Origin of the sequence: Terrabacter sp. 2TAF16, assembly GCF_052115065.1 — a bacterium.
GTDB lineage: Bacteria > Actinomycetota > Actinomycetes > Actinomycetales > Dermatophilaceae > Terrabacter.
This window is the reverse complement of sequence record NZ_JBFRFZ010000005.1, coordinates 122,576-144,272: the sequence shown is the minus strand read 5'-3', so window position 1 is coordinate 144,272 and position 21,697 is coordinate 122,576. Positions and strand designations below refer to the sequence as shown.

Sequence of the window (21,697 nt, the reverse complement as noted above, 5' to 3'; positions counted from 1 at the left end):
CTGATCCTCTCAGGTCACCCGGCGCTCGGCGCCGAGAGACGCGCGAGGGCGAGGTTGAGCTCGAGGACGTCGACCCGCGGCTGGCCCAGGAAGCCGGCAATGCGGTCCTGTGAATGCTCCTCGACGAGCGCCCGGACCCGGGTGACGTCGAGACCTCGGGCTGCGGCGACGCGCTCGACCTGGGCGACGGCATACGCCGGCGTGATGTGGGGGTCCAGCCCGCTGCCCGATGCGGTGAGCGCGTCGGCGGGAGCGGTCGAAGGGTCGAGACCCGCTGCCCCCGCGCGCTTGGCGACCTCGGCCTCGAGGTCAGCACCGGGCCCGAGGTTGGTTCCACCGCTCGTATCGCCGGCGTAGTCGCTGGCCGAGGGGCGACCGTGGAACCACTCGTCGCCCTGCCACTGCTGGCCGATGAGGCTCGAGCCGACGACCCTGGTTCCGGACGAGACGAGCGAGCCGGCCGCCTGGTCGCGTCCGGCGACCTGGCCGACGCCCCACACCGCGGCGGGGTAGAGCACGCCGAACAGCACGGTGAGGACGAGCATGGCCCGAAGGCCCGCGAGGGACTGCTTGATGACGTTGTCCACGTGTCTCACATCATTCCGGGGAGGTGGCTCACGACGAGGTCGATCAGCTTGATGCCGATGAACGGGGCGATGACGCCGCCGACTCCGTAGATGAGGATGTTGCGCCGCAGCAGGGCAGTGCTTCCGGAGGGCCGGTAGCGAACCCCCCTCAGCGACAAGGGGATCAGCGCGACGATGACGAGGGCGTTGAAGATCACGGCCGAGAGCATTGCCGACTTCGGGGTCGAGAGGCCCATGATGTTGAGGGCCTCGAGGCCGGGGAAGAGCACGACGAACATCGCCGGGATGATCGCGAAGTACTTCGCGATGTCGTTGGCGATCGAGAAGGTCGTCAACGCTCCTCGGGTGATGAGCAGCTGCTTGCCGATGGAGACGATGTCGATGAGCTTCGTCGGGTCGGAGTCGAGGTCGACCATGTTGGCCGCCTCCTTGGCCGCCGAGGTTCCGGTGTTCATCGCCACGCCGACGTCCGACTGGGCCAGGGCGGGGGCGTCGTTCGTGCCGTCGCCAGTCATCGCCACGAGACGGCCGCCCTGCTGCTCCTTCCGGATCAGGGCCATCTTGTCCTCGGGTGTGGCCTCGGCGAGGAAGTCGTCGACCCCGGCCTCCTCCGCGATGGACTTCGCCGTGAGCGGGTTGTCGCCCGTGATCATGACGGTGCGGATGCCCATCGCGCGCAGCTGGGCGAAGCGCTCCTTCATGCCGGGCTTGACGACGTCCTTGAGGTGGATGACGCCGAGCACCCGGGCCGGCCCGCCCGGCTGCTTCGACGCGACGACCAGAGGGGTCCCGCCGGAGCTGGCGATCCCGGCGACCTCGGTGAGCACCCCGGACGGAACGCCACCTCCGTGGTCGGAAGCCCAGCGGCACACGGCATCGGACGCGCCCTTGCGCACGGCCGTGCCGTCGGGCAGGTCGATCCCCGACATGCGGGTCTGCGCGGTGAACTCCACGAACGTGGCACCCTCGCGCCGGACTCCGTCGAAGCGCGTACGCGTCTCGTCGGCGAGGCCCCGCGCGGACAGCTCGACGATCGAGCGCCCCTCGGGCGTCTCGTCGGCCAGTGAGGAGAGGTAGGCCGCCTCGGTGACCTCCACGTCCGGAAGGCCGGGGGCCGCGAGCAGCTCGGTTGCTCGGCGGTTGCCGAACGTGATGGTGCCGGTCTTGTCGAGCAGCAGCGTCGACACGTCGCCCGCTGCCTCGACGGCACGGCCCGACATCGCGAGGACGTTGTGCTGCACGAGCCGGTCCATGCCGGCGATGCCGATCGCGGAGAGCAGCGCCCCGATCGTCGTGGGGATGAGGCAGACGAGCAGGGCCACGAGCACGACGACAGACTGCTCCTGGCCGGAGTAGACGGCGAGCGGCTGGATCGCCATGACGGCGAGGACGAAGATGATCGTCAGCGTGGTGAGCAGGATGGTCAGCGCGATCTCGTTGGGCGTCTTCTGCCGTGCCGCGCCCTCGACGAGGGCGATCATCCGGTCGATGAAGGTCTCACCGGGCTTGGTCGTGATGCGCACCGTGATGCCGTCGGAGAGCACGGTCGTGCCGCCCGTGACGGCGCACCGGTCACCACCGGACTCACGGATGACGGGAGCGGACTCGCCGGTGATCGCCGACTCGTCCACGGTGGCCATGCCCTCGACGACGTCCCCGTCACCGGGGATGACCTGGCCGGGACGCACGACGACGACGTCGCCGATCGTGAGGTCGGAGGCAGCCACGGTCTCGACGGAGCCGTCGGCGCTCCGGCGCTGCGCCGTCGTCGTGGTCCGGGTGGCGCGCAGCGTGGCCGCCTGCGCCTTGCCGCGGCCCTCGGCGACGGCCTCGGCCATGTTGGCGAAGAGGACGGTGGCCCACAGCCACAGGGTGATGCTCCACGCGAACCACGAGGGGTCGACGATGGCGACGACGGTGGTCAGGAGCGAGCCGATCCACACGACGAAGACGACGGGACTGTGCCACACGTGACGCGGGTCGAGCTTGCGCACGGCCTCGGGGAAGGTCGCGACCAGCTGGCGCGCGAGCGTGCCGAGCGACAGCGGGGCCTTCCCCGCCCTGATGAGAGGCATCTCGCTGCCGGAGCCGCCGCGCCGGTGGGCCGAGCCGCCGTGGGCGCCGGGGCCGCGCGGGTCGGTGGTGTCGGGGGACGACGGGGTCGTCGTCGGGGACGGGGTCATGACAGTGCCTCCGCGAGGGGACCGAGGGCCAGGGCAGGGAAGAACGTGAGTCCGGTGACGATGATCGCCACCCCGACGAAGAGGCCCGCGAACGTGGGTGTGTGGGTGGGAAGGGTGCCAGCGTTGGCTGGCCGACGTCGTTGCGCCACCAGGGAACCGGCAAGGGCCAGCACGAGGACGATCGGCACGAAGCGGCCGAGGAACATGCACAGGGCGAGGGTGAGGTTCGTGTACGGCGTGTCGGCCGAGAAGCCGGCGAACGCGCTGCCGTTGTTGTTGGCGGCCGAGGCGTAGGCGTACATCACCTCAGTGAGCCCGTGCGGGCCGCTCGCGAGCATCTGCGACGACACCAGGGGCGCCACCATGCCGATCCCCGTGAAGACGAGCACGAGGGCCGGCATGACGAGCAGGGCCAGCGCGACCAGCGTGATCTCGCGCCGACCGATCTGCTTGCCGAGCAGCTCGGGCGTGCGCCCGACCATGAGCCCGGAGATGAAGACGGTCAGCATCGCGAGGAGCAAGGCGCCGTAGAGTCCCGACCCGACACCGCCGGGGGAGACCTCGCCGAGGAGCATGTGGACGAGCGCACCGCCTCCACCGAGAGGGCTGTAGCTCTCGTGCATCGAGTTGACGGCGCCGGTCGAGGTGCCGGTGGTGCTCGCCGCGAAGAGGGCGGACGGCCAGACGCCGAAACGCACCTCCTTGCCCTCGAGGCCGCCGAGCGGGCCGCTCGCCGCGCTCACCTCGGCCCACGTCACGGCCGCGACCATGAGGCCCCAGAGCGTCGCCATGAAGCCGAGCACTGCCCAGCCCTGCCGCCGGTCGCCGACGAGGATGCCGTAGGTCCGCGGCAGGGAGAACGGGATGACGAGCAGCAGGAAGATCTCGACGAGGTTCGTGATGGCGTTCGGGTTCTCGAAGGGGTGGGCGGAGTTGGCGTTGAAGTAGCCGCCGCCGTTCGTGCCGAGCTCCTTGATCGCCTCCTGCGACGCGACGAGGCCGCCCTGGACGACCTGCGACCCGCCGGAGAGCGTCGTGACCTCCGTCGGCGCCGTGAGGTTCTGGATGACGCCGCCGAGCAGCAGGACGACGGCCCCGACGACGGCGAGGGGCAGCAGGACACGCAGCGACCCACGCACGAGGTCGACCCAGAAGTTGCCGATCTCGGCCCCGCTCGAACGGGCGAGGCCGCGCACGAGCGCCACGGCCACCGCCAGCCCCACCGCCGGCGAGACGAAGTTCTGGACGGTCAGCCCGAGCGTCTGGACGAGCGGCGACGTGCCGGACTCCCCGGCATACGACTGCCAGTTGGTGTTCGTCACGAACGAGACGGCCGTGTTGAGAGCGGTGTCGAGGTTCATCGACGCACCGCGGGCGAACGGCAGGAAGCCCTGCAGGGCGATGAGCGCGAAGAGCAGGACGACGCCGACGACGGAGAAGCCGAGGACAGCGACGGCATACGTGCTCCAGCGCTGCTCGGACGCGGGGTCGACGCGGCACAGGCGGTAGACGAGGCGCTCCACGCGCCAGTCCCGGGTGTCGGTGAAGACGCGTGCCATCCACGACCCGAGTGGCACGTGGACGGCGGCGAGCGCGGCGACGAGGACGGCGATCGTGAGCAGCCCGCTGACGGTGTCGCTCATCAGAACCGGTCCGCGTGGAGCAGGACGTGGACGAGGTACACCAGCACGGCGACGCCGACCACGAGGAGGAGGATGGAGGTGAACATGACTCCTTCCTAGGGTCGCCCGCCGGGCGCCCTGCAGCCGTTGACCGCGCGCTGACGGCTCTTGACGCGTTCTTGACGGGCCCGCCACTAGAGTCCGAGTCGTGAGTGCGTCGCTGGAGCTCTGGCCGTCATCGCCCCGTCGCGCCGGGCCGCCGTCACGGCTCGACCAGCTGCGGCGCAAGGTCAACGAGCTGCCATGCGCCCTGCTCCTCTTCGTCCAGCTGGGTGCGCTGTTGGCCTACCCCTTCGTCGAGACCGCGACCCTCGGTGACTACCGCGAGGCGGGACGCGCGGTCTTCGGCCTCATCGGCCTGCTCGTGCTCTTCCTCGCCGTGCGCGCGGTGCGGGCGACCCCGGCGCTGACGTGGGTCGCCGTCGTGCTGGGCGGGCCGGTGGTCCTGCTCACCGTGGCCGAGGCCGTGTGGCCCGACAACAGCCCGATCGCCTTCTGGAGCGCCCTGCTGCACGCGCTCTTCTACTTCTACACGGGCTACGGCCTGCTGCGGTACATGTTCGCCGACAACTGGGTGACCCGTGACGAGCTCTACGCCACGGGCGCGACGTTCACCGTCGTCGCCTGGGGCTTCGCCTACCTCTACGTCGCCGTGCAGTTCATCTGGCCGAACTCGTTCACCATCTACGGCGAGACCCTGCCGGGGGTACGCACCTGGTACGAGCTGCTCTACCTCTCGATCACGACGATGACCTCGACCGGCCTCTCCGACATCTACGCCGTGACCCCGCACGCCCGCTCGTTCGTGCTGCTCCAGCAGATCGCCGGCATGCTCTACGTCGCGCTCGTCGTCGCCCGCCTCGTCGGGCTCACCATCGCTCGTTTCCGTCAGTAGCGGGCTGCGCCCACCGAGGGCGTATGCCGTGTGCCCGGGTCGGGCAGGCAGCGCTCAGCGGGTGCCGTCGAGCTCGGCGAAGGTCCTGAGGCTCGGGGTGCGGGTCGTCTGGAGGTCGCGGGCCACGGCTTCGACGTCGCGCATGACGCGGAGCGTGTTGCCGCGGACGAGCTGCGCGACGTCGGCCTCGGACCACGACCGCTCGAGCAGGGCGGCGACGAGCCGCGGGTAGCCGCTGACGTCCTCGAGCCCGACCGGGAAGGTGTCGGTGCCGTCGTAGTCGCCGCCGATCCCGATGTGGTCGATGCCGGCCACCTCGCGCACGTGCTCGAGGTGGGCGACGACCTGCTCGATCGTCGCGTCCGGCTTGGGGCGATCACGCTGCCACCCGGCGGTAAACCGGCCGAACGCCTCCCAGTCGCGCGCCTCCACGCCCACCTCCGCCGCGGCGGCGGCGGCCTCGACGCGCCAGGCGGCGGTCGCGGGCGAGACGAACTCGGGGACGAAGGTCACCATGCACACGCCGCCGTTGGCGGGCAGCGCGCCGAGCACGTCGTCGGGCACGTTGCGGGGGGTGTCGCACAGGGCCAGCGCCGAGGAGTGGCTGAAGATGACCGGTGCGTCGGTGGTCCCGAGCGCGTCCCGCATCGTCGTCCCGGCGACGTGGCTGAGGTCGACCATCATCCCGAGGCGGTTCATCTCGCGCACGACCTCGCGGCCGAACTCGCTGAGGCCGCCGACGACGGGCACGTCGGTGGCCGAGTCGGCCCAGGGCGTGTTGTCGTTGTGCGTCAGCGTCAGGTAGCGCACGCCGAGGACGTGGAGCATCCGCAGGGTCCCGAGCGAGCAGTCGATGGAGTGACCGCCCTCGGCGCCGAGGAGCGACGCGACGCGGCCCGTCGCGGTGGCAGCCTCCACCTCGTCCGCGGTGCGGGCGAGCGCCAGCCGGTCGGCATACGACCCGATCATCCGGTGCACGCCGTCGACCTGCTCGAGCGTCGCCGTGACGGCCGAGTCGCCCTGGAGGGTGCTCGGCACGAAGACCGACCAGAACTGCGCGCCGACCCCGCCCTCGGTGAGGCGGGGCAGGTCGGTCTGCGTCGTCGTGAGGCGGCCGGAGATGTCGAGGGCCTCGAAGTCGTAGCCGGTCTGCTCGCGGGCCTCCCACGGGAGGTCGTTGTGGCCGTCGACGAGGGGGTGCGCCCGCAGCAGGTCGCGGGCCCTCGTGAGCAGGTCGTCGTGGCCGTGGGCGGCGGTTCCGAGCATGTCGGCCATTGAACACCCCGGCATCTAGAGTGGACGCATGACCCCTCCCCACCCGAGCGCCGACAAGAGCGTCGCACTCGTCACCCTCGGGTGCACGCGCAACGAGGTCGACTCGGAGGAGCTGGCCGGTCGGCTGCTCGCGGAGGGATGGCGTCTCGTCGACGACGCGTCCGAGGCCGATGTCGCCGTCGTCAACACGTGCGGCTTCGTCGAGCAGGCCAAGAAGGACTCCATCGACGCGCTGCTCGAGGCCTCCGACCTCAAGGGCGAGGGCAGCCGCACGCAGAAGGTCGTCGCCGTCGGCTGCCTCGCCGAGCGCTACGGCAAGGAGCTCGCCGACCAGCTGCCCGAGGCCGACGCCGTGCTCGGCTTCGACTCCTACCGCGACATGAGCACGCACCTGCAGACGATCCTCGCGGGCGGCCACGTCGAGAGCCACACGCCGGGCGACCGTCGCACGTTGCTCCCGCTGACCCCGGTCGAGCGCCAGCAGGGCTCCGCGTCCGTCGCGCTGCCGGGCCACGGTGACCCACGCCCAGACCTCGCCGACGACGACGTGCCGACCCCCGCCTCCGGTCCCCGGGTCATCCGCGCGCGCCTCGACGGTCGTCCGTGGGCGCCGCTCAAGATCGCCTCGGGCTGTGACCGTCGCTGCTCGTTCTGCGCCATCCCGATGTTCCGTGGCGCGTTCCTGTCGCGCCGTCCCGCCGACGTCGTCGCCGAGGGCCGCTGGCTCGCCGAGCAGGGCGTCAAGGAGCTCTTCCTCGTCTCCGAGAACTCCACGAGCTACGGCAAGGACCTCGGCGACCTCGCCCTGCTCGAGAAGCTGCTGCCCGAGCTGACCGCGATCGAGGGCATCGAGCGCGTCCGCGTCTCCTACCTCCAACCGGCCGAGATCCGGCCCGGCCTGCTGCGCGCCATGGCCGACACCCCCGGCGTCGTGCCCTACTACGACATCTCCTTCCAGCACGCGTCCGAGCCGCTCCTGCGCTCGATGCGCCGGTTCGGCTCGCGCGAGGCCTTCCTCGAGCTCCTCGGGCGGGTGCGTGCCGACGCTCCCGAGGCCGGCATCCGCTGCAACGTCATCGTCGGCTTCCCGGGCGAGACCGAGGCCGACCTCGACGAGCTCGAGGCCTTCCTCACGGAGGCCCGTCTCGACGTCGTCGGCGTCTTCGGCTACTCCGACGAGGACGGCACCGAGGCCGAGGGTTACGCCGGCAAGCTGGCTCCCGAGGTCGTCGCCGAGCGTCTCGACCGCTTCACCCGCCTCGTCGAGGAGCTGAACGCCCAGCGGGCCGAGGAGCGCGTCGGCGAGCGGGTCCTCGTCCTCGTCGAGGAGATCGACGACGAGGAGGGCACCGTCGTCGGGCGCGCCGACTTCCAGGGGCCCGACGTCGACGGCGTCACCATCGTGCACGTCCCCCAGGGTGCCCCGGCCCCACAGGTCGGCGACCTCGTGCCGGCTGTCGTCGTCGGCACCGAGGGGATCGACCTCGTCGCGGAGCCGCGATGACGCCACAGACCTTCCACCGGGGGGAGGGGCCGGCGCCCCGACCGACCGACTGGAACCTGCCCAACGCCCTGACGGTCCTGCGCTTCCTGCTCGTCCCGGTCTACGCCGCGCTGCTCTTCCAGGACGGCGGCAACGAGCCGTGGTGGCGCTTCTGGGCGTGGGCGGTCTTCGTCCTCGCCGCGGTCACTGACGGCATCGACGGCAAGATCGCGCGGCAGCGCGGTGAGATCACCAACTTCGGCAAGGTCGCCGACCCCATCGCCGACAAGGCGCTGACCGGCACGGCCTTCATCGGGCTGTCGCTGCTCGGGGTCGTGTGGTGGTGGGTGACCGTCGTCATCCTCGTCCGCGAGATCGGCATCACCGTGCTGCGCTTCGTCGTCATCCGGCACGGCGTCATGCCGGCCGGCCGTGGCGGCAAGCTCAAGACGATGCTCCAGACGCTGTCGCTCGGGGCCCTGACCTTCCCGCTCTGGGTGCTCCCGTTCGGCAGCGCATGGTTGCTCGTGGCCTACGTCGTGCTCGGCGCGGCGCTCGTCATGACCGTGGTCAGCGGCATCGACTACGTCTTCAAGGCGGCACGGCTGCGCGAGACGAGTGAGCGCACGCTGGCCCGGCGGGCCGCCCGCGCCGCCGCCCGGGAGGCGAGGTCCGAGACGCCGGACGGGTCCACCGGCGACCCGGCGCCACCCCGGACCGCGAAGCGGGACTGACGTGGAAGACGTGTCCGAGGCGCCGGGGTCATGTCTCGTGGCCCGGCTGACCGAGGCACGCCAGACCGTGGCCTGTGCCGAGTCGCTGACCGCGGGGCTCGTCGCCGCCACCGTGGCCGACACCCCTGGCGCGTCCGTGGTGCTGCTCGGTGGGGTCGTCGCGTATGCCGCCGAGGTGAAGACGGCGCTGCTCGACGTGCCCGACGAGCTCATCGCACGGGTGGGCACCGTCGACCCCGAGGTGGCCGCGCTCATGGCCGAGGGCGTACGCCGTCGGCTCGGCTCCACGTGGGGCCTCGCCACGACCGGTGTGGCCGGTCCGGGACCGTCGGAGGGCAAGCCGGCGGGCACCGTCCACGTGGCTGTCTCCGGTCCGTCGGGAACAGTGACGCGTGCCCTGGAGTTGAACGGGACCAGGGCCGAGATCCGGTCGGCCACCGTGGACGCGGTGCTCCGGCTCGCGGTGGAGGAGACGGGCGCCACGCGCCAAACACCTGCGCCGCCGTGGGACCCTCGGGGTACGGTAGGGCTGTCGGGTCACCCCGACGACGGCACGGCACCCGAACGCACGACACCAGCGACCTGAAGGAGGACGACATGACGACACTGCTGCGGCGCGAGCTCGGCGACGTCCTCCGTGAGCGCCGGCGCGCCCAGGGCCGCACCCTCCGTGAGGTCTCTGCGACGGCCTCTGTCTCCCTCGGCTACCTCAGCGAGGTCGAGCGCGGCGAGAAGGAAGCCTCGTCCGAGCTGCTCGCCTCAATCTGCGGGGCGCTGGCCCTGCCGTTGTCGCAGGTCCTCATCGACGTGTCCAACCGGATGGCCGAGAGCGAAGGCCTCGCCCCGACCGTCTCGCTGCCCGTCCCGTCGGGCGACGTGGTGTCCGCCTCCGCTGCCTGATCGTCTACCGTGCTGGGGTGCCCAGCCCCTTCTCGGACCTCGACTCACGCCTGGACCGGGCCGTCTCGGCCTCGGACCCCTCGGACCCTGACGCGGCGGTGTCGGTGTGGCTGGGAGACCTCGACGGCCGGCCCCGCTACGAGCACGACGCGTTCGCGCCGCACTACGCCGCGTCCACGATGAAGCTCCCGCTCGTCATCGCGGCCTTCCGCCGCGTCGTGCGCGGCGAACTCGACCTCGACGCGCCGGTCGCGGTGACCGGCACCTTCGCCTCCGTGCTCGACGGATCCCCGTTCGACCTCGACGAGGCCGAGGACCAGGACCCGCAGACCTGGGCGGCGCTCGGCGGCACCCGCACGCTGGGAGAGCTGGCGGAGCAGGCCATCACCCACTCGAGCAACATCGCGACCAACCTGCTCGTCGACGTCGTCGGCCTCGACGAGGTGGCCGAGGTGCTCCGCATCGTCGGCTGCTCGCCGGCCACCGTGGTCGGGCGCGGCATCGAGGACGCCGTGGCCCGTCGAGCCGGCATCACCAACACGGTGACCGCCGCCGATCTCGGGCTCGTCATGGCCGCGGTCGGGCGCCGCGAGCCCGCCCTCGGTGGCGACGAGGTGCTGGCGCCCGTCGAGGAGATGCTGGCCCGGCAGGAGCACGTCGACCAGGTGCCGGCGGGCCTGCCGCCGGGCACCCCGACCGCGAGCAAGTCGGGCTGGATCCCGGGCGTCTCCCACGACGTCGCGCTCGTGCGGCCGGTGGGCGAGGAGCCGTTCGTCATCGCCGTCTGCACGACGATCGACCTCGACGAGACGGAGGCCGCCGTCTTCGTCGCCGGCATCGCCCGGGACGTCTGGCGTGCCGAGCACCCGACCGACGACCCGACCGACGACCCGGGGACCGTGACCGAGCCCCTGACCGAGCCCCTGACCGAGCCCCTGACCGACCTCGCGGCCCAGCCGGGGGCCGAGGGGGAGCGGGCATGACGACCGTCGCGCGGGTCACGACGACGACCTCGTCCGTGCGGCTCCACACGCCGTTCGTCACGGCCCTGCGCCGCACCGAGACCACCGACACCGTCGTCGTGACGGTCACCGACAGCGACGGCCGCACGGGTTGGGGAGAGGCGCCCCAGGTGTGGCAGGTGACGGGGGAGTCGCTCGCGAGCGCCACGGCGTGCATCGAGCAGATGCTCGCGCCTGCCGTCACGGGCCACCGGCTCGACGACCGCAGCGACCTCGCCGCTGCTGCTGCCGTCGTCCAGCGGGCCGTCGCCCGCAACTTCGGTGCCAAGGCAGCGGTCGACGCGGCCCTGCACGACCTCGTCGCCCAGGCGGAGGGCACGTCGGTGGCGGCGCTGCTCGCGACCCGGCCGGACGGCATACGCGAGGTGCTCACGACCGACGTCACCCTGTCGGCAGGTGCGGCTGACGCCCTCGCCGACACGGCGCGTGCGCGCGTCTCCGACGGCTTCCGCACCCTGAAGATGAAGGTGGGCACCGACGCGAGCACCGATGTGCAGCGTGTCGCGGCGGTGCGCGACGCCGTCGGACCCGACGTCGGCATCCGGCTCGACGCCAACCAGGGGTGGACGCGCGAGGAGGCCGTCCAGGTCATCCGCGCACTCGAGGTCGCCGACCTCGGGGTCGAGTTCGTCGAGCAGCCGGTCGTGGCCGACGACGTCGAGGGCCTGGCCTGGGTGCGGGAGCGGGTCGGGCTGCCGGTCATGGCCGACGAGTCGTGCTACGGGCCCTACGACCTCGAACGGATCATCCGGCTCGGCGCGGCGGACCTCGTCAACGTCAAGCTCGCCAAGTGCGGATCGCTCACCGTGGGCCGCGACATGCTGCGCCGCGCCCACGACGCCGGCCTGCGCACCATCGTGGGCTCGATGATGGAGAGCCACGTCGGGGTCGGGGCCGCGGCAGCGCTCGTGGCTGCCGAACCCACGACCGAGGTGAGTGACCTCGACGCCGCATGGTGGTCGGTCACGTCACCCGTCGTGGGTGGAATCGCCTACTCGGGCAACCAGATCCGTGTGCCGATGACCGACGGTCTCGGGATCAGCGGGTTCGTCCACCACGACTGACCCACCGCACGCACGAAGGGCCCCGCCGGAGCGGGGCCCTTCGAGCGTTGCAGGTGGTGTCAGTCGCCCAGGACGCGCAACGTGAACGAGCCTTCACCGTTGCCGGTGTTGGTGGCGGTGAAGCCCACGGCACGCAGCGACTCGAGGAAGGACTTGGCCTCGCCGTGGACGTCGCCCTTGACGAGGGCGTCGACCTTGTCGAGGTCGACAAAGAGCGTCGCCGTCGCGTTGCTGACGTCACCGACCGCGACCTTGAAGGTGTCGCTGTCGCCGAGCTTGCCGCCCGACTTGAGGTCGTCGGCGTAGTCGGGCGTCGTCGCCACGAAGACCTTGTCGCCCTCGACCTTGTGGGTCAGCACGTCGCCGCCGACGCCGGCCGACTCCATGAGTCGACCCACGAGCTCGTCGGCGCGCTTGGCGTCGCTCGAGACGACCTTGGCCCCGAGGACCGGCACGTCGCTCTTGAGGTCCTGCTCGGGCATGGCCAGGGTGAAGGAGCGGCCGAGCAGCACCTTGAGGTCGTCGGGCAGCTTGATGCCGAGCTGCTGCTCGACCATGCCGATCGGGTCGGACTCACCGTCGGCGGCGGCGAGGCTCTCGATCTGCTTCTTCAGCTGGGGCCACGCCGAGTCGAGCATCTGGTCGGCGCCGGAGACGTTGACGGCAGCCATCGTGTTGGCCGGCAGCGAGGCCACCTCGCTGCCGTCGCCCTTGACGGACTTCGTCGCGTCGGCGCCGCGCACGACGCCGGCCATCTCGACGTAGTCTGCGTCGAAGCGGACCGCCGTCGCGAAGCGTCCCTTCGCCGAGGCCAGGGCCGTCGCGTCCATGCCGGTCGTGCCGCTGAACTTCTGGATCTCCTTCAGGCCCGCGCCCATGTCGAACCAGGCCGACAGGATGCCCTGCTCGCCGAGGGCCGCCATGTCGGAGGTGAAGTCGGCGTTCTGCGCGAGCGTGCCCTTGGCGGCAGCCGCGAGGGTGGCGTCGCCCACGCCGGGCGGCGTGACGATGGCGTAGCCGTCCTTCATCCGCAGCTCGGTGTCGGACCCGCCCTTGTCGCAGGCGAACAGCTTGGTCAGGGTGTCCTTGGCCGCGGACTCGTCCTTGACCTGGATCGCGATGGCGACGTTGGGCGCGTCCGCGGTGCCACCGGGACGGATCGCGGCGCCGACCCGGTCACCGAGCCAGGGCGCGATGTCCGTGTCGTAGCTGAACCTGGCGACGCAGTCGTTGCTCGCGTCCTTCGAGGCGAGCTGCCACAGCTGCTTGCGGGGGTCGTCGGCGCCGAGCGTGTCCTTGACCTGGGGCAGCTTGCCCAGGAAGCGCACGGCGGCGATCTTCTGGCCGGCGGACGGGTCGATGTCGAGACGGAGGTAGGCGTAGGCGTCGCCGGGCAGCACGTCGGCGGGCTGCGAACCGCCGCCGCTCAGCGTCTGGAAGGCGAAGGCGCCGGCGCCACCGAGGATGAGGGCGGTGACGACGCCACCGACGAGCAGACCCGTGCGCTTGCGGCCCCCGGACGTGGGCGGCTGCGGGTCGTCGGAGAGCGTGACCTCGCCGGGAACGGTCTCGGCCGCTCCGGCGGGCGTCGGGTAGGTGTAGGGCTGGCTCGCCCCGTGCGTGGGCTCGGTGGGCTCGGTGGGCTCGGTGGGCCCGGTGGGCTCGGTGGGCTCGGTCATGGTGTGCTCCCCTGAAGAGTTCGGTGCGTCCTGCGGTTGCGCGCGGGACGAGAGGACGATACCGGCAGCGCCGGACGTCCGCGGCCGGTTGCGATAACGCTCCGACGACGGATTCGCGTGGAACGGTTCCGGTGCCACGGGTGGCACACTGCAGTGGTGCGGATCAGCCACTTCTGGACCTTGATGGACGACGAGTTCGGCGCGGCGTATGCCGGGTCGCTCGCCCGTGACCACGTGCTGGGTGCGCTCGGCAACCGCACCGTCGTTCAGGCCCTCGCCGACGGCGAGGCGCCGCGTGCGGTGTGGGAAGCGCTGTGCGTCGACATGGACGTGCCACCGGAGCGACGTCTCGGACGTGACACCCGTGTCGCTCGGGGGGCCCAGGGCGGTCAGGCTGGTCGCTGATGCCGGCGTCGCTCGACCCCGGTCTGTCGCGGATCACGCTGCGGCACGGCGACATCACGAGCGACGCCTCGGCCGACGCCATCGTCAATGCCGCGAACCGGTCCCTGCTGGGCGGCGGCGGTGTCGACGGGGCGATCCACCGGGCAGCGGGGCCGGCTCTGCTCGCCGAGTGCCGGCTGCTCGGCGGGTGCGACACCGGCGACGCGAAGATCACCGGCGCCGGTCGGCTGCCCGTGCGGCACGTCATCCACACGGTCGGCCCGGTCTGGCGAGGGGGAGGTGACGGTGAGCCGGAGCTCCTGGCGAGCTGCTACGTGCGGTCGGTCGAGGTCGCCGACGCCGCCGGCTGCGCGGTGCTCGCCTTCCCCGCCGTCTCGTGCGGGGTCTACGGCTACCCGCTCGACGCGGCGGCGGGGGTGTCGCTCGAGGCGCTGGCGGCAGCGCTCACGGTGCACGTCGGGGTGCGCGAGGCGCGGTTCTGGCTCTTCTCCGACCCGGCGTACGCCGCGTTCGACCGGGCGCTGACGCGGCTGAGAGCGACACGCTGACCCGGGATCGGCGTGTCGTGCGGACTTCGAACACCTGTTCGGTAGTGTTCTCCACAGGTCCTGCGCCACCACCCGCATCGTCCACAGGCCGTCTCGTGGATCCTCCCGATGTCGGCGCCGGCACCTAGCGTCTGACCCGACAGCGGACCTCGCAGCACGAGGCCGTGGCCCGGGTCGAAGGTAGACGACCGCAACGCAGACGGCAGATAGGTGACCGACATGGCTTCGGTGCAGGAAAAGGACAAGGACAAGGCCCTCTCCTCGGTGATGGGCCAGATCGAGAAGAGCTACGGCAAGGGTGCGGTGATGCGCCTCGGCGACGACATCCGTCCGCCCATCGAGGTGATCCCCACCGGATCGATCGCCCTCGACGTCGCTCTCGGCATCGGCGGTCTGCCGCGCGGACGCGTCGTCGAGATCTACGGCCCGGAGTCCTCGGGCAAGACGACCGTCGCGCTCCACGCGGTCGCCAACGCGCAGAAGGCCGGTGGCATCGCGGCGTTCATCGACGCCGAGCACGCGCTCGACCCGGACTACGCGAAGAAGCTCGGTGTCGACACCGACGCCCTGCTCGTGTCGCAGCCCGACACGGGCGAGCAGGCGCTCGAGATCGCCGACATGCTGATCCGCTCGGGTGCCATCGACATCATCGTCATCGACTCCGTGGCGGCCCTCGTGCCGCGCGCCGAGATCGAGGGTGAGATGGGCGACAGCCACGTGGGCCTGCAGGCACGACTCATGAGCCAGGCGCTGCGCAAGCTCACCGGCGCCCTCAACAACACCGGCACCACGGCGATCTTCATCAACCAGCTCCGCGAGAAGATCGGCGTCATGTTCGGCTCGCCCGAGACGACGACCGGTGGCAAGGCGCTGAAGTTCTACGCCTCGGTCCGCCTCGACGTGCGTCGCATCGAGACCCTCAAGGACGGCACCGAGCCGGTCGGCAACCGCACCCGCGTCAAGGTCGTCAAGAACAAGGTCTCCCCGCCGTTCAAGCAGGCCGAGTTCGACATCCTCTACGGCCACGGCATCTCGCGTGAGGGCGGCCTCATCGACATGGGCGTCGAGCACGGCTTCGTCCGCAAGGCCGGTGCCTGGTACACCTACGACGGCGACCAGCTCGGCCAGGGCAAGGAGAACGCTCGCAACTTCCTCAAGGACAACCCCGACCTCGCCGACGAGATCGAGAAGAAGGTCAAGGAGAAGCTCGGCGTCGGGCCGCGCGTCGACCAGCCCGCCGAGGTGTCGGACGTGCCTGTCGACTTCTGACCATGGGTCTCTCCGAAGAGGAGACCGCACGGGACCGTCTGGCTCGCGCCGCGGCCGCCCTGGCTGAGGCCGAGGGGGTGGCCGGGGTGCGAGCCGGCGGTGCGTCGGGTGAAGGCTCGGATGCAGGTTGGGGGGAGTCGGCGTCCGAGGCCGGTGCGAGCCGGTCCGGACTGCCGTGGTCCGTGCCCGTCCGCGCCGAGCCGACCGGGCATGAGAGCGGGCGGCCCGCGAGCACACGCATGACCCGGTCCGACGGGTCGAGCCCGTCGGGCTCGTCGGGAGGGTCCCGCGGCGGCGGGCGTCCGGGCCGGTCGGGCGGTGCCGGCGGCTCCGGCCGTCGGGGGCGCCGGTCTGCCAAGCCGCGCTCGGGCTGGGGTTCCGATGAGGTGGGGGAGCGACCCGACTGGGCGCCCCCGCCGGAGGACGTCGAGACGGCCGTGCCCGAGGCCGATGCCGAGTCGGTGGCACGCGCGATCGTCCTGCGACAGCTGAGCATGGCGCCGCGCAGCCGTGCCCAGCTCGAGAAGAAGCTGCGCCAGCGCGGCTGCGAGGACGACGTGGCGGCGAAGGTCCTCGACCGGATGACCGAGGTCGGTCTCATCGACGACGAGGCGTACGCCCAGATGCTCGTCCGCTCGAAGCAGTCGGACAAGGGCCTGGCCCGGCGCGCGCTCGCGCACGAGCTGCGCAAGCAGGGCATCGACCAGGAGATCGCCGACGAGGCGCTCGGTCAGGTGGGTGCCGGGGACGAGAGGCTCCGGGCTGAGCAGCTGGTGGCCAAGAAGCTGCGCTCGATGCGCGGGTTGGCTCCCGAGGTCCAGACCCGACGTCTGGCCGGGCTGCTCGCTCGCAAGGGCTACTCGGGGGAGGTCGCGTGGCCGATCATCCGCGACGCGGTCGACGGGCTGCCCGAACACGGTCGTGACTGAGGAGCGTCGCGGTGCTCACGGCATGCCCTCCGGACACCACGAGGGGGTGAGGACCGTGTGGTCCCCACCCCCTTGGGTGTGCTGTGGTGCGGTGCTGCTCAGACCTCGGCGGGCACGTTGGCGATCGCGGAGACGTCGAACTCGAGCTTGACCTTCTCGCTGACGAGGACGCCACCGGTCTCGAGGGCCGCGTTGAAAGAGAGGTTCCACTCGGTGCGGTCGATGGTGACGTCACCCTCGAAGCCGACGCGCGTGTTGCCGAACGGGTCCTTGGCCGAGCCGGTCTCCTCGAAGGGGATCGTGACGGACTTGGTGACACCGTTGATGGTCAGGTCGCCGGTGATGTCCCACTCGGCGCCGTCGCGCTCGACGTTCGTCGAGACGAACGTGATCTGCGGGTAGGTGGCGATGTCGAAGAAGTCGGGGGTCTTGAGGTGACCGTCGCGCTGCTCGTTGCCCGTGGTGACGCTGGCGGCCTGGATCGTCACGGTCACCGAGGAGTTCGCCGGCGTCACGGTGTCGACGTGGGCCGAGCCCTCGAACTCGTCGAAGTGGCCGCGGACCTTCGTGACCATCGCGTGGCGTGCGGAGAAGCCGATGCGCGTGTGGCTCGGGTCGATGGTGTAGTCGCCGGAGATGTTCTCGACAGCGACCGAGGGGGTCTCGGAGACGGTCTCGTCCTTGGTGCGGGTGAACAGGCCCATGATGTGTCCTTCGGAGTAGGTTATTGAATCTTCAACAACTATGATGCACTCAAGTCGTTGAACTGTCAAGCAATGGGGTCAACAGGTCCACCATCACCCCTATTCCTTCGTCTCGCGCGCTGGGATCGAGGCCGGACCGGAGCATCGACCGCGCCCGGCCGTGGGAGCGCGCTGCACGACGTACCCTTGTCGGTGCCATGACAACGCAGAACTTCGCGCCCACGCCCGAGGCCGCCACCACCGCGCCCGCCGGCTCGCCCCGCACCTACGACGTCCGCACCCATGGGTGCCAGATGAACGTCCACGACAGCGAGCGACTCGCCGGGCTGCTCGAGACGGCGGGCTACGTCGACCTCGCGAGCCTGCCGACCGGGGAGCGGCCGGAGGTCGCCGACGTCGTCGTGTTCAACACGTGCGCCGTGCGAGAGAACGCCGACAACAAGCTGTACGGCAACCTCGGACAGCTGCGCCCGGCGAAGCAGAAGAACCCCGACATGCAGATCGCCGTCGGCGGCTGCATGGCCCAGAAGGACCGCGGCACCATCGTCCAACGCGCGCCGTGGGTCGACGTCGTCTTCGGCACCCACAACATCGGCTCGTTGCCCGCCCTGCTCGACCGGGCGGCCCACAACAAGCGCGCCGAGGTCGAGATCCTCGAGAGCCTCGAGGTCTTCCCCTCGACCCTGCCGACCCGTCGCGACTCGGCCTACAGCGCCTGGGTCTCCATCTCGGTCGGCTGCAACAACACGTGCACCTTCTGCATCGTGCCGAGCCTGCGCGGCAAGGAGCAGGACCGTCGTCCCGGCGAGATCCTCGCCGAGATCGAGGCGCTCGTGGCCCAGGGCGTCGTCGAGGTGACCCTGCTCGGCCAGAACGTCAACACCTACGGCGTGGAGTTCGGCGACCGCCTCGCCTTCGGCAAGCTGCTGCGCGCCTGCGGCGAGATCGAGGGCCTCGAGCGCGTCCGCTTCACGAGCCCGCACCCGGCCGCCTTCACCGAGGACGTCATCCTCGCGATGGCCGAGACTCCCAACGTGATGCCCAGCCTGCACATGCCCCTCCAGTCCGGCTCGGACAAGGTGCTCAAGGACATGCGCCGCTCCTACCGGAGCACGAAGTTCCTCCGGATCATCGAGAACGTCCGCCGGCACATCCCGGACGCGGCGATCACGACCGACATCATCGTCGGCTTCCCCGGCGAGACCGAGGAGGACTTCCAGGGCACGCTCGACGTCGTCCGCGAGTCGCGCTTCTCCAGCGCCTTCACCTTCCAGTACTCCATCCGGCCCGGCACCCCCGCTGCGACGATGGACGACCAGGTCCCCAAGGCCGTCGTGCAGGAGCGCTTCGAGCGACTCATCGCCGTGCAGGAGGAGGTCAGCTGGGCCGGCAACCGCGCCGTCGAGGGCCGTGAGGTCGAGGTGCTCGTCGCGCCGTCGGAGGGTCGCAAGGACGTCGAGACGAAGCGGCTGTCAGGGCGGGCCCGCGACAACCGGCTCGTCCACTTCGCCGTTCCCGAGGGCGCGGAGGTGCCCCGCCCCGGCGACATGGTCACCGTGAAGGTCACGTACGGCGCGCCGCACCACCTCGTGGCCGACTCGGGCCTCGAGGGCGGGACGTATGCCGTCCGGCGCACCCCCGGGGGTGACGCCTGGGCGGCGCTCCAGGACGCGCCTCAAGGCACCGGCAAGCCGGCCGTGAGCCTCGGCATGCCGTCCATCGGTCGACCGGCCATCACCCCGGTGGCGTCGGGCTGCTCTGTCGTCTGAGCCGATTCGGGTCAGCGCGTCCCCACGTGCTTGACTTGGTGCATGAGTGTGCGCCCCATCGTCATCACCGGTGAGCCCGTCCTGCACCGGGCCGCCGCCCTCGTCACGGACTTCGACGACGAGCTCCGCACCCTCGTCGAGGACATGTACGAGACGAACGTCGCGGCCAACGGCGTCGGGCTCGCGGCACCCCAGATCGGGGTCGGGCTGCGGGTGTTCATCTGGAAGATGGCCAACGAGGACGGCGTGCCCGAGCAGGGGCACGTCATCAACCCGACGGTCACCACCTCGAAGATCCCGCAGGAGCGCCCGAACCCCGACGAGGAGACCGAGGGCTGCCTCTCGGTGCCCGGTGAGGCCTTCCCCCTCAAGCGGGCCGACCGCGCCCACGTCATCGGCTTCGACGTCGACGGCAACCGCGTCGAGTTCGACGCGACCGGATGGTTCGCGCGGTGCATGCAGCACGAGTACGACCACCTCAACGGCACCCTCTACGTCGACCGTCTCGACGACCGCCAGTCCAAGAAGGCCCGCAAGGCCGTCAAGCGCAACGGCTGGGGCAAGCCCGGCAGCTCGTGGCATCCAGGCGTCGACAAGGACCCGTTCGGTCACGACGAGGACGAGGTTGACGAGTACGCCGACGACCTCATCGGCTGAGCCCTCGCCTCGTGACAGCCACGACCTGCTCGCGTCCGGACCGTCGTGACGCCTGACAGCGCGCCGACGGTCGCCGCTCCGGTGGTCGCCGTCGTCGGGCCGACGGCGACGGGCAAGTCCGACCTGGCCCTCGACCTCGCCGCGCGGCTCGGTGGTGAGATCGTCAACGCCGACGCCATGCAGTTCTACCGCGGCATGGACATCGGCACGGCCAAGCTGCCCGCCGCCGAGCGGCGCGGCATCGCCCACCACCAGCTCGACGTCTTCGACGTGACCGAGGAGGCCAGCGTCGCCGGCTACCAGGCGGCAGCCCGCGCCGACATCGCCGCGATCCGCGGGCGAGGCCACCGGCCGCTCCTCGTCGGCGGGTCGGGCCTCTACGTCCGAGCCGCCCTCGACCGGCTCGAGATCCCGCCCACCGACGCCGCCGTGCGCGGGCGCCTCGAGGCCGAGGCCGAGGTGGTCGGTGGTGACGCGATGCACGCGCGGCTGCTCGCTCTCGACCCACGGGCTGCCGCCGCGATCCTGCCCGGCAACCGCCGACGGGTGATCCGGGCCCTCGAGGTCATCGAGCTCACCGGCCGCCCGTTCAGTGCGTCGATGCCCACGCGTGAGTTCGTCTCTCCGGCAGTTGTCCTGGGCCTCCGCGTCGACCGTGACGTCCTCGTGGAACGCATCGAGCGGCGTGTCGAGCGCATGTGGGAGGCGGGGCTGCGTGGCGAGACCGAGGCCCTCCTCGCCGTAGGTCTGCGCGACGGTGTCACCGCGAGTCGGGCCATCGGCTACAGCCAGGCCATCGCCGTCGTCGACGGCGCCCTCGACGAGGCCACGGCGCGCAGCGACACGGCTCAGGCGACTCGCCGCTACGCCCGCCGGCAGGAGTCGTGGTTCAGGCCCGACCCCCGCATCGAGTGGCTCGACGCCACGAGCCCGGACCTGCTCGACCGGGCCCTCACGGCAGTTCGTGAGGCGGATGCGCGGGTGCGCGACGGCATACCGGAGAATGACTGACATGACGCGCTTCACCAAGGGCCACGGCACCGAGAACGACTTCGTCCTCGTCCCCGACCTCGAGGGCTCGCTCGAGCTCACCCCCGCCCAGGTGCAACGCATCGCCGACCGGCACGCCGGACTCGGGGCCGACGGCGTCATCAGGGTCGTGCGCGCGGCGCTCTCGACCGACGAGGACGTGCGAGCGCAGTCGCGCGAGGCCGAGTGGTTCATGGACTACCGCAACGCCGACGGCTCGCTCGCCGAGATGTGCGGCAACGGCACGCGCGTCTTCGCCGAGTACCTCCGCCGTGAGGGCCTGGCGTTCGGCTCGACCTTCAGCATCGCCACCCGCGCCGGCGTCAAGACGGTGCGCGTCGTCGAGCAGGGGTATGCCGTCGACCTCGGTCCGTGGCGTCTCGGCGACGAGGAGGGTGCCCGCCGCGACGGTTTCGACGTCATGGTCAAGCCGCGCCACGGCAAGCCCGTGCCGGCACTGACCCTCGACCTCGGCAACCCGCACGCGGTCGTCATGCTGCCCGAGGGCATCGCCCTCGAGAACCTCGACCTCGGTGAGGCGCCCGAACTGCATCCGGAGCCGGCCGACGGGTCCAACGTCGAGTTCGTCCGAGCAGTCGGACCCGGTCACATCGCCATGCGCGTCCACGAGCGTGGGGTCGGCGAGACCCGGTCGTGCGGCACGGGCGCTGCTGCGGCCGCCCTCGCGACGCGCTTCTGGTCCGGGGTGGAGGACCTCAGCCCGTGGACGGTCGACGTGCCGGGTGGGCGCCTCACCGTCACGCCCCTGGCCGGCCAGCGGGTCGAGCTCGCAGGACCCGCGGTCCTCGTCGCCGACGGGGACTTCCCGCTCTGACGACCGTCGGCCCCGTTCGGGTGGTGGAGGCAGCCACCCGGGGCTCGG

22 protein-coding genes are annotated in these 21,697 nt (G+C 71.2%); 15 read left to right on the top strand and 7 right to left on the bottom strand.

The features are described from left to right. Window positions 1-14: 14 nt before the first annotated feature. The 4 genes from kdpC to AB4Z14_RS07895 all read right to left on the bottom strand — a co-directional run bounded on the left by kdpC (window position 15) and on the right by AB4Z14_RS07895 (window position 4,499). Window positions 15-587, bottom strand: coding sequence for a potassium-transporting ATPase subunit KdpC (gene kdpC / locus AB4Z14_RS07910; protein WP_442274727.1), 573 nt, complete (start codon window positions 585-587; stop codon window positions 15-17). Between the two features lie 5 nt (window positions 588-592). Beyond that, the gene (gene kdpB / locus AB4Z14_RS07905; protein ID WP_056825683.1) at window positions 593-2,662 is read right to left on the bottom strand and encodes a potassium-transporting ATPase subunit KdpB; all 2,070 of its coding nucleotides are present in this window, start codon (window positions 2,660-2,662) and stop codon (window positions 593-595) included. Window positions 2,663-2,766: 104 nt separating this feature from the next. Beyond that, window positions 2,767-4,413, bottom strand: a complete 1,647-nt coding sequence (gene kdpA, locus AB4Z14_RS07900) for a potassium-transporting ATPase subunit KdpA (protein WP_056780238.1) — start codon at window positions 4,411-4,413, stop codon at window positions 2,767-2,769. Next, window positions 4,413-4,499 (bottom strand): potassium-transporting ATPase subunit F, encoded by an 87-nt coding sequence (locus AB4Z14_RS07895; RefSeq protein ID WP_082588788.1) that lies wholly within the window; start codon window positions 4,497-4,499, stop codon window positions 4,413-4,415. Before AB4Z14_RS07895 ends, kdpA begins: the two co-directional genes overlap by 1 nt. Window positions 4,500-4,600: 101 nt before the next feature. Between AB4Z14_RS07895 and AB4Z14_RS07890 the strand changes: the two genes are divergently transcribed. Then, a complete protein-coding gene (locus AB4Z14_RS07890; protein WP_056780235.1) occupies window positions 4,601-5,347 on the top strand; it encodes an ion channel in 747 nt (248 codons plus the stop codon). Between the two features lie 54 nt (window positions 5,348-5,401). Here the strand turns inward: AB4Z14_RS07890 and AB4Z14_RS07885 are convergent, their stop codons facing one another. Further along, a complete protein-coding gene (locus AB4Z14_RS07885) occupies window positions 5,402-6,622 on the bottom strand; it encodes a dipeptidase (RefSeq protein ID WP_442274726.1) in 1,221 nt (406 codons plus the stop codon). 28 nt (window positions 6,623-6,650) lie between these two features. On the opposite strand from AB4Z14_RS07885, the gene rimO reads away from it, so the two are divergent. Genes rimO through AB4Z14_RS07855 form a run of 6 tightly spaced genes read left to right on the top strand, consistent with a single transcriptional unit; the run spans window position 6,651 to window position 11,825 of the window. Beyond that, entirely contained in the window at window positions 6,651-8,126 is a 1,476-nt protein-coding gene (gene rimO / locus AB4Z14_RS07880; protein ID WP_442274725.1) for a 30S ribosomal protein S12 methylthiotransferase RimO, read from the top strand. Beyond that, complete coding sequence (gene pgsA / locus AB4Z14_RS07875; RefSeq protein ID WP_442274724.1) at window positions 8,123-8,839, top strand: CDP-diacylglycerol--glycerol-3-phosphate 3-phosphatidyltransferase; 717 nt, start codon at window positions 8,123-8,125, stop codon at window positions 8,837-8,839. Before rimO ends, pgsA begins: the two co-directional genes overlap by 4 nt. 1 nt (window position 8,840) lies before the next feature. Then, window positions 8,841-9,425: a CinA family protein gene (locus AB4Z14_RS07870; protein WP_442274723.1), complete on the top strand. Its 585-nt coding sequence runs from the start codon at window positions 8,841-8,843 to the stop codon at window positions 9,423-9,425. A gap of 11 nt (window positions 9,426-9,436) precedes the next feature. Further along, on the top strand, window positions 9,437-9,739 hold the full coding sequence (locus tag AB4Z14_RS07865; protein WP_056780226.1) for a helix-turn-helix domain-containing protein: 303 nt from the start codon (window positions 9,437-9,439) through the stop codon (window positions 9,737-9,739). 17 nt (window positions 9,740-9,756) lie between these two features. Then, on the top strand, window positions 9,757-10,722 hold the full coding sequence (locus AB4Z14_RS07860; protein WP_442274722.1) for a serine hydrolase: 966 nt from the start codon (window positions 9,757-9,759) through the stop codon (window positions 10,720-10,722). Then, window positions 10,719-11,825 (top strand): dipeptide epimerase, encoded by a 1,107-nt coding sequence (locus tag AB4Z14_RS07855; RefSeq protein ID WP_442274721.1) that lies wholly within the window; start codon window positions 10,719-10,721, stop codon window positions 11,823-11,825. Before AB4Z14_RS07860 ends, AB4Z14_RS07855 begins: the two co-directional genes overlap by 4 nt. A gap of 59 nt (window positions 11,826-11,884) precedes the next feature. On the opposite strand, the gene AB4Z14_RS07850 is transcribed toward AB4Z14_RS07855, so the two are convergent. Next, complete coding sequence (locus AB4Z14_RS07850; RefSeq protein ID WP_442274720.1) at window positions 11,885-13,504, bottom strand: DUF3352 domain-containing protein; 1,620 nt, start codon at window positions 13,502-13,504, stop codon at window positions 11,885-11,887. 156 nt (window positions 13,505-13,660) lie between these two features. On the opposite strand from AB4Z14_RS07850, the gene AB4Z14_RS07845 reads away from it, so the two are divergent. The 4 genes from AB4Z14_RS07845 (at window position 13,661) to AB4Z14_RS07830 (ending at window position 16,655) form a co-directional block, all read left to right on the top strand. Beyond that, window positions 13,661-13,909: a DUF3046 domain-containing protein gene (locus AB4Z14_RS07845; protein WP_082620036.1), complete on the top strand. Its 249-nt coding sequence runs from the start codon at window positions 13,661-13,663 to the stop codon at window positions 13,907-13,909. After that, window positions 13,909-14,457, top strand: coding sequence for an O-acetyl-ADP-ribose deacetylase (locus AB4Z14_RS07840; protein WP_442274719.1), 549 nt, complete (start codon window positions 13,909-13,911; stop codon window positions 14,455-14,457). The genes AB4Z14_RS07845 and AB4Z14_RS07840 overlap by 1 nt, the downstream gene beginning before the upstream one ends. 219 nt (window positions 14,458-14,676) lie before the next feature. Next, window positions 14,677-15,726, top strand: a complete 1,050-nt coding sequence (recA, locus tag AB4Z14_RS07835) for a recombinase RecA (protein WP_028785358.1) — start codon at window positions 14,677-14,679, stop codon at window positions 15,724-15,726. Window positions 15,727-16,112: 386 nt separating this feature from the next. Further along, on the top strand, window positions 16,113-16,655 hold the full coding sequence (locus tag AB4Z14_RS07830; RefSeq protein WP_442274718.1) for a regulatory protein RecX: 543 nt from the start codon (window positions 16,113-16,115) through the stop codon (window positions 16,653-16,655). A gap of 98 nt (window positions 16,656-16,753) precedes the next feature. Here the strand turns inward: AB4Z14_RS07830 and AB4Z14_RS07825 are convergent, their stop codons facing one another. Then, entirely contained in the window at window positions 16,754-17,359 is a 606-nt protein-coding gene (locus AB4Z14_RS07825; protein WP_442274717.1) for a YceI family protein, read from the bottom strand. Window positions 17,360-17,556: 197 nt separating this feature from the next. On the opposite strand from AB4Z14_RS07825, the gene miaB reads away from it, so the two are divergent. From miaB to dapF, 4 genes are read left to right on the top strand one after another with little or no spacing between them, the layout of a single operon-like run. Then, a complete protein-coding gene (gene miaB / locus AB4Z14_RS07820) occupies window positions 17,557-19,128 on the top strand; it encodes a tRNA (N6-isopentenyl adenosine(37)-C2)-methylthiotransferase MiaB (RefSeq protein WP_442274716.1) in 1,572 nt (523 codons plus the stop codon). A gap of 42 nt (window positions 19,129-19,170) precedes the next feature. Then, window positions 19,171-19,785, top strand: a complete 615-nt coding sequence (gene def, locus AB4Z14_RS07815; protein ID WP_442274715.1) for a peptide deformylase — start codon at window positions 19,171-19,173, stop codon at window positions 19,783-19,785. 45 nt (window positions 19,786-19,830) lie between these two features. Next, on the top strand, window positions 19,831-20,796 hold the full coding sequence (miaA, locus tag AB4Z14_RS07810; protein WP_442274714.1) for a tRNA (adenosine(37)-N6)-dimethylallyltransferase MiaA: 966 nt from the start codon (window positions 19,831-19,833) through the stop codon (window positions 20,794-20,796). A gap of 1 nt (window position 20,797) precedes the next feature. Beyond that, window positions 20,798-21,649, top strand: a complete 852-nt coding sequence (gene dapF / locus AB4Z14_RS07805; protein ID WP_442274713.1) for a diaminopimelate epimerase — start codon at window positions 20,798-20,800, stop codon at window positions 21,647-21,649. Window positions 21,650-21,697 lie beyond the last annotated feature (48 nt).

What these genes read in the sequence shown, in the direction of transcription:
- rimO (WP_442274725.1), top strand. Translation starts at nt 6,651, where the DNA reads ATGACCCCTCCCCACCCGAGCGCCGACAAGAGCGTCGCACTCGTCACC.
- miaB (WP_442274716.1), top strand. Translation starts at nt 17,557, where the DNA reads ATGACAACGCAGAACTTCGCGCCCACGCCCGAGGCCGCCACCACCGCG.
- kdpB (WP_056825683.1), bottom strand. Translation starts at nt 2,662, where the DNA reads ATGCCTCTCATCAGGGCGGGGAAGGCCCCGCTGTCGCTCGGCACGCTC.
- AB4Z14_RS07825 (WP_442274717.1), bottom strand. Translation starts at nt 17,359, where the DNA reads ATGGGCCTGTTCACCCGCACCAAGGACGAGACCGTCTCCGAGACCCCC.
- kdpA (WP_056780238.1), bottom strand. Translation starts at nt 4,413, where the DNA reads ATGAGCGACACCGTCAGCGGGCTGCTCACGATCGCCGTCCTCGTCGCC.
- AB4Z14_RS07895 (WP_082588788.1), bottom strand. Translation starts at nt 4,499, where the DNA reads ATGTTCACCTCCATCCTCCTCCTCGTGGTCGGCGTCGCCGTGCTGGTG.
- recA (WP_028785358.1), top strand. Translation starts at nt 14,677, where the DNA reads ATGGCTTCGGTGCAGGAAAAGGACAAGGACAAGGCCCTCTCCTCGGTG.
- pgsA (WP_442274724.1), top strand. Translation starts at nt 8,123, where the DNA reads ATGACGCCACAGACCTTCCACCGGGGGGAGGGGCCGGCGCCCCGACCG.
- def (WP_442274715.1), top strand. Translation starts at nt 19,171, where the DNA reads ATGAGTGTGCGCCCCATCGTCATCACCGGTGAGCCCGTCCTGCACCGG.
- AB4Z14_RS07865 (WP_056780226.1), top strand. Translation starts at nt 9,437, where the DNA reads ATGACGACACTGCTGCGGCGCGAGCTCGGCGACGTCCTCCGTGAGCGC.
- dapF (WP_442274713.1), top strand. Translation starts at nt 20,798, where the DNA reads ATGACGCGCTTCACCAAGGGCCACGGCACCGAGAACGACTTCGTCCTC.
- AB4Z14_RS07850 (WP_442274720.1), bottom strand. Translation starts at nt 13,504, where the DNA reads ATGACCGAGCCCACCGAGCCCACCGGGCCCACCGAGCCCACCGAGCCC.
- AB4Z14_RS07840 (WP_442274719.1), top strand. Translation starts at nt 13,909, where the DNA reads ATGCCGGCGTCGCTCGACCCCGGTCTGTCGCGGATCACGCTGCGGCAC.
- AB4Z14_RS07885 (WP_442274726.1), bottom strand. Translation starts at nt 6,622, where the DNA reads ATGGCCGACATGCTCGGAACCGCCGCCCACGGCCACGACGACCTGCTC.
- AB4Z14_RS07855 (WP_442274721.1), top strand. Translation starts at nt 10,719, where the DNA reads ATGACGACCGTCGCGCGGGTCACGACGACGACCTCGTCCGTGCGGCTC.